General features: G+C 68.2%; 8 protein-coding genes and 1 pseudogene. 7 read left to right on the forward strand and 2 right to left on the reverse strand.

All coding sequences use genetic code 11. The features are described from left to right. Positions 1-98 precede the first annotated feature (98 nt). Both AB0C30_RS58465 and AB0C30_RS58470 read right to left on the reverse strand, forming a co-directional pair. Positions 99-542, reverse strand: coding sequence for a hypothetical protein (locus tag AB0C30_RS58465; protein ID WP_357961989.1), 444 nt, complete (start codon positions 540-542; stop codon positions 99-101). Between the two features lie 78 nt (positions 543-620). Then, a complete protein-coding gene (locus AB0C30_RS58470) occupies positions 621-1,664 on the reverse strand; it encodes a hypothetical protein (RefSeq protein WP_357961992.1) in 1,044 nt (347 codons plus the stop codon). A 206-nt stretch (positions 1,665-1,870) separates the two neighbouring features. Here AB0C30_RS58470 and AB0C30_RS58475 point away from each other — a divergent pair, with 206 nt between their 5' ends. The 7 genes and pseudogenes from AB0C30_RS58475 to AB0C30_RS58505 form a co-directional block, all read left to right on the forward strand. Then, positions 1,871-2,209 carry a hypothetical protein gene (locus tag AB0C30_RS58475; protein ID WP_357961995.1) on the forward strand — a complete coding sequence of 113 codons (339 nt, stop codon included), beginning with the start codon at positions 1,871-1,873 and terminating at the stop codon, positions 2,207-2,209. Positions 2,210-2,685: 476 nt separating this feature from the next. Then, a complete protein-coding gene (locus AB0C30_RS58480; RefSeq protein ID WP_357961997.1) occupies positions 2,686-2,829 on the forward strand; it encodes a hypothetical protein in 144 nt (47 codons plus the stop codon). A gap of 20 nt (positions 2,830-2,849) precedes the next feature. After that, positions 2,850-3,185 carry a hypothetical protein gene (locus tag AB0C30_RS58485; protein ID WP_357962000.1) on the forward strand — a complete coding sequence of 112 codons (336 nt, stop codon included), beginning with the start codon at positions 2,850-2,852 and terminating at the stop codon, positions 3,183-3,185. Further along, entirely contained in the window at positions 3,182-3,424 is a 243-nt protein-coding gene (locus AB0C30_RS58490; RefSeq protein ID WP_357962002.1) for a hypothetical protein, read from the forward strand. The genes AB0C30_RS58485 and AB0C30_RS58490 overlap by 4 nt, the downstream gene beginning before the upstream one ends. Continuing rightward, entirely contained in the window at positions 3,425-3,601 is a 177-nt protein-coding gene (locus AB0C30_RS58495) for a hypothetical protein (RefSeq protein ID WP_357962005.1), read from the forward strand. It abuts the gene before it with no gap. A gap of 210 nt (positions 3,602-3,811) precedes the next feature. After that, positions 3,812-4,279 (forward strand): hypothetical protein, encoded by a 468-nt coding sequence (locus AB0C30_RS58500; RefSeq protein WP_357962007.1) that lies wholly within the window; start codon positions 3,812-3,814, stop codon positions 4,277-4,279. Beyond that, positions 4,263-5,156, forward strand: a pseudogene (locus AB0C30_RS58505) (hypothetical protein); the annotation flags it as partial. The gene AB0C30_RS58500 and the pseudogene AB0C30_RS58505, both read left to right, overlap by 17 nt.

Genomic DNA, 5,156 nt, shown 5'->3' on the forward strand with positions numbered 1-5,156 from the left:
GCGACGTCCGTCGGCGGCATCGAGTTCGTGGCCGCCTCCCACGCCGAGAGCCTCACCGGCGTCCTGCCTGCGGGGGCGCAACAGGGTGACATCCTGTGCTACCGGGCCGCCTCCTCGACGCTGGTGACCGCCCAGTCCGCCGCCGCCTCTGCGGTCGCGCCGTCCGTCACCACCACGGCCGCCAACTCGTGGCTCATCTGCCTGTACGCCGACGAGATCGTCCACGACATGACCGCCCCGTCCGGGATGACACTCCGGACACCGCCCTCGACGTTCGCGTACAACGCCGAAGCCGACCAGGTCATCAGCGTCGCCGGCGCGACTGGAACCCGCACGTTCGGCGGCACGAGCGGCCCCATCGGCGCCTGGTCGATCGCGCTCACCCCCACCACCGGCAGCGCCACCGCCACGCCTGCGGCCGTCACGGGCACTACCTCGGTCCCGTCGCCGACTCCCAGCGCCGGCTCGACAGCCTCACCGGCCGTCGTAGCAGCCACGGCGAGTGTCTCCGCTCCTGCGACCTCGGCCGGTTCCAGGGCCACGCCAGGCGTGGTAGCCGCCACGGCGTCGGTTCCTGGCCCGTCAACCTCGACGGGCAGCACGGCAAGCCCTGCCGTCGTTCAGGCCACCGCCAGCGTCCCTGCTCCTACACCGCACGCGGGCTCTACCGCTTCGCCCGCAGTGGTGCAGGCGACCGCGAGCGTGCCCGTTCCGACCGTCACAGCCGTCACAGCGGCCTCCCCGGCAGTCGTCACGGCCACCGCTTCCGTCCCCGCGCCGAACGTCTTCACCGGCTCTACAGCCGCCCCAAGCGTCGTCGGGGCCACAGCCATCATCCCGGCGCCCACCGCCTCCACCGGGGCGACCGCGTCTCCGGCTGTGGTTCCGGCGACCACCACCATCCCCACGCCGGCGACCGCGACGGGTTCAACCGCGAGTCCTCCTGCGGTCACAGCTGTTGCTGCGGTTCCAGCTCCGAGCGTGTCGGCTGGCTCCACAGCATCACCTGCGACGGTCCAGGCCACGGCGTCCGTCCTCGCCCCTACCGTGGCCACGGGACAGGTGGCTACGCCTGCGACCGTCACCGCGACGGCCGCCATCCCGGCGCCAAGCGTGGCCAACGACATGACCGCCACACCGGCGGTCGTCTCCGCAGTCGCGTCGATTCCATCACCGAGCGTCCAATCGGGCAGCTCGACGACCGCGTCCCCCAGCACAGTCCAAGCGTCGGCCTCAATCCCGGCTCCGGCCGTGACGGCTGGATCCACCGCGAGCCCGTCTGTGGTGGCCGCTACGGCTTCCGTAGGAGTCCCGGCGATCTCCGCTGGCTCGACGGCGTCTCCCGGCGTGGTGAGCGCTTCTGCGGCGATCCCGAGCCCAGACAGCAGTACGGGAGCCACAGCCACACCCAGTGTGGTGACGGCGTCGGCTGACATCCCGGCGCCCACCGTCACGGCCGGCGGCAACGCGACAGCGCAGCCCGCGGTCGTCACGACCACGGCCAACATCCCGGCACCATCGGCCGGCGCGAGCTCCACCGCCCTGCCCGCGGTCGTCCTTGCTACAGCCGCGGTACCGACACCGACCACCGCATCCCTGGTCGCTGCCACAGCGGCAGCCGTCCAGGCGTTCGCGTCCGTTCCCGCCGCGCTGATCTCCAGCACGGCACGGCCTCCCGTCGTAGCCGCGGTGGCGTCCATTCCGGCGCCGTCCGTTTCCACCGGCGAGCCTCCGCCGAGCCTCGACCATCTGGGCGGCTCTCTCGTCTCCGCTGCGACTCTCGGCGGATCCCGCCTCGCATCCCAAGGATTGGGCGGTTCGCGCCTGTCCGCGGCCGATCTGGGCGGACAGCAGCTCTGAGGAGGTGGCCATGCCCGACACGATCAACCTCACGCTCACGGAGGACGACGACGGGCAGGCCACCTTCCAGATCACATCCGGCGGAAGCCCGCTCGGGCTCGCCTCCGCCAACGTGTTCGCCGTGGTGAAGACCAGCCAGCATGTCGAGGATGACGCAGCCTCGGGCGTATACACGCTGACTGAGGGCTCAGGCGTGACGATCGTGGATGCTGCAGCGGGCACCATACGCCTCGACTTCCCGGACGCCATCACCGAGTCGCCGTCGATCTGGTTCTACAAGGTGCGCGTCACCGCTTCGAGTGTCACCGAGACAGCCATCACAGGATGGCTGAGCATCTCGGACGCCTGATGGCACGCAAGGCGCTGACCGTATGCTCCCGCCCCGGCTGTGCTGAACTCACCTCGGGCGGTCGCTGTGCTGGCTGTAGGAGCGAGGCCGAGCGGGCGCGTGGCAGCGCCTACGAGCGCGGCTACGGCGGACGCTCCTGGGACAGCGCCCGTAACGCGGTGCTCGTCAGGGATCCTCGCTGCGTCTGCCCCGACGCCGAGCACGGCCATGCCGCGCCCTGCGGGGCGCCCAGCAGGGTGGCGGATCATCACCCGCATGAACGCAAGGACCTGCTCGCCGCTGGCGTGAAGGACCCGGACGCACCGCATCGCATGAGGGGCATGTGCACCGACTGCCACAACCGCAAGACGGGATCCACGAGACCGGGCGGATGGAACGCAATCTGATCACAGCGGGCGAGAATCCGGACCTCAGGTCTTGGCTCAGCCGGGCTCTACACCTACCGACCGTAATCACCGCAGGAAACGGAGATCAACATGGACGTCCTGCTTCTGCTCGCCCTCGTCACTTTTCTCGCCGCCGCTGTCGTGGCCGGGATCCAGAAGTCGTGGGTCCTCGTACTCGTCTGCGCGGGCCTGTTCCTGCTGACGCTCGCCCAGACCGGGCTGATCGACAGCTAACCCCATCCAAGATCCTCCAGTTGCGCGACTTGCCTGAAGAGGTGATCGTTATTTCGGGAGGCAGCTACAGCTATCTGGGCGATCAGGCGCGCTTCTACAACCTGGTCCTCGTTCCCGAAGCCATGACGCGGATGGCCGATCGCCTGGCAGGACTCTCCTACGCAGCCGACGTAGCAGCAGAAACCAAGGCCGTCATCGAACACCTTGAAGCCGCCCGAGAGATGGCCGCCAAGCTGGGCGAGGTGTGGACTGCTGTCGAGTGGTGGGACTCCGGAGACGGGCGGGGAGAGATCGACGTCCACGAAGCCCTCGCCAAGTACCGAGGCGACAACTCCAGCGAGGGATCGCAGTCGTGAAGGTCTCCACCGACTCCCTCATCGCCGCACTCCTACACCCCGCCCTCTTCCTCTCAGGCGACGAGAACGGTGACGTCGGCCTCCACTGCCATGACCACTTCGACGGCGGCCGGCCTCTCGCCCACTACGACCGAGGCGGCAGCACCTCCGTAGATCCTGCCGTCGTCAGCGTGTCCACCCTGCCTGCCCTGTGGGCTGAGGCAGCCACCCACCTGAAGGACCACCATCGGGAGGCGTGAGTGGCCGAGCAGCACACCACCACACCACTCACCACAGACGTGGCCCTCGCCAACGCAGCGCGCATCCTCTACCACGCCGAAGGTGAAACCAACCTCGTCTCGATGGAGCGTCTCGACGACCTGGCCAACACGTGGATCAGCATCGCTGCCCTGCTCCACGAACGGGATCGGGCCTGACTTGCCGTCCCCAGCTCCGATTGTCGTAACTGTCCGCAACGGGACCGGCGACAGGGGTGGGGGATGACCCGCTACAAACATGCTGAAATGAGGACCGCGGGGGTGGTCGCCGTGGGGTGCGCCAGGACAACAGGTCCTTGATCAACTTCTGATGGTGACGCAATGTGACCATCGCCGATGCCGCGCAACGCGGCTGAGGAGTGAATGCACATGAAGGGTGGACACGCCGCGTCTGGACCAGCTCCAGACCCGAATGCGCTCCGGCGCAGCAGGCCAGCGGACGCAGCCACATGGACAGCCCTCCCCTCCGGAGGCAGAGCAGGCGACCCTCCCGAGTGGCCGCTGCTCGAACCGGACGGACGCGAGTGGGAGCTGTGGGCGGACTTCTGGGCCCGGCCGCAGGCACTCATGTGGGAGCGGATGGGGCAGCTGTACGAGGTCGCGATGTGCGTGCGGATGCTCGCTCGCGCGGAGCAGCCGAAAAGCTCGATCGAACTGCAGAAGGTGGTCCGGCAATACTTCGACTCGCTCGGCCTGTCGACGCAGGGCATGCTCCGCAACCGGTGGAAGCTCACCGACGCCCCCACGGATGAGAGCGCTAGGACGCGGAAGGCTCCGGCGCGTAAATCTGCGCGGACCAGGCTGACCGTGGTCCCCGGCGATGCCGCCGGCGAGTGACTACGTTGTCGACTTCCCGACCCTGTGGGTGGCGGCGGACTGGATAGAGGAGCACTGCAGCGTCCCGGATGGGTTCCTTAAGGGCATCCAGTTCGAGCTGTACGACTGGCAACTGTGGTGCACGGTCAATCACTACCGGGTCAAGCCCGACGCTCGTCTCGGCCAGCTGGCGCCCGCGTTCCACAACCGGCGTTCGCAGGTCATCGCGCCCCAGAAGACCGGGAAAGGGCCGTGGTCGGCGTCGATCATCTGCGTCGAGGCTGTAGGTCCCGCCCTTTTCGCGGGCTGGTCGACCGGCAACGAAGTGTATGACTGCCGCGACTACGGCTGCGGCTGCGGCTGGTCGTACGAGTACGAGCCGGGCGAGCCGATGGGCATGCCGTGGCCGACGCCGTTGATCCAGCTTCTCGCCACGTCGGAAGACCAAGTCGACAACGTGTACCGGCCGCTTCAGGCGATGGCCAAGAACGGCCCGCTCGCGGAGTTGATGCGGACGGGCGAGGAGTTCATCCGCCTCCCGAACGACGGCCGCATCGACGTGGTGACGTCGTCGGCCACGTCCCGGCTGGGCAACCCGATCACGTTCGCCATGCAGGACGAGACCGGGCTGTACACGAAGACGAACAAGATGGTGCGCGTCGCCGAGACTCAGCGCCGCGGCGCCGCCGGCATGGGCGGCCGGACGATGGAGACGTCGAACGCCTGGGATCCTTCCGAGGAGTCGGTGGCGCAGCGGACGTCGGAGTCGCAGAGGCCGGACATTTTCAAGTTCCACCGGATCCCTTCGGCGAACCTGTCGTACACGAACAAGGCTGAACGGGCGAAGATCCACCGGTACGTGTACCGCGGATCCAAGCACGTCGATCTCGACGCGATC

Source organism: Nonomuraea sp. NPDC048901 (genome assembly GCF_040649695.1).
Classification (GTDB): domain Bacteria; phylum Actinomycetota; class Actinomycetes; order Streptosporangiales; family Streptosporangiaceae; genus Nonomuraea.

Coding starts and splice junctions, on each gene's coding strand:
- AB0C30_RS58480 (WP_357961997.1), top strand. CDS start 2,686: ATGGACGTCCTGCTTCTGCTCGCCCTCGTCACTTTTCTCGCCGCCGCT.
- AB0C30_RS58475 (WP_357961995.1), top strand. CDS start 1,871: ATGCCCGACACGATCAACCTCACGCTCACGGAGGACGACGACGGGCAG.
- AB0C30_RS58500 (WP_357962007.1), top strand. CDS start 3,812: ATGAAGGGTGGACACGCCGCGTCTGGACCAGCTCCAGACCCGAATGCG.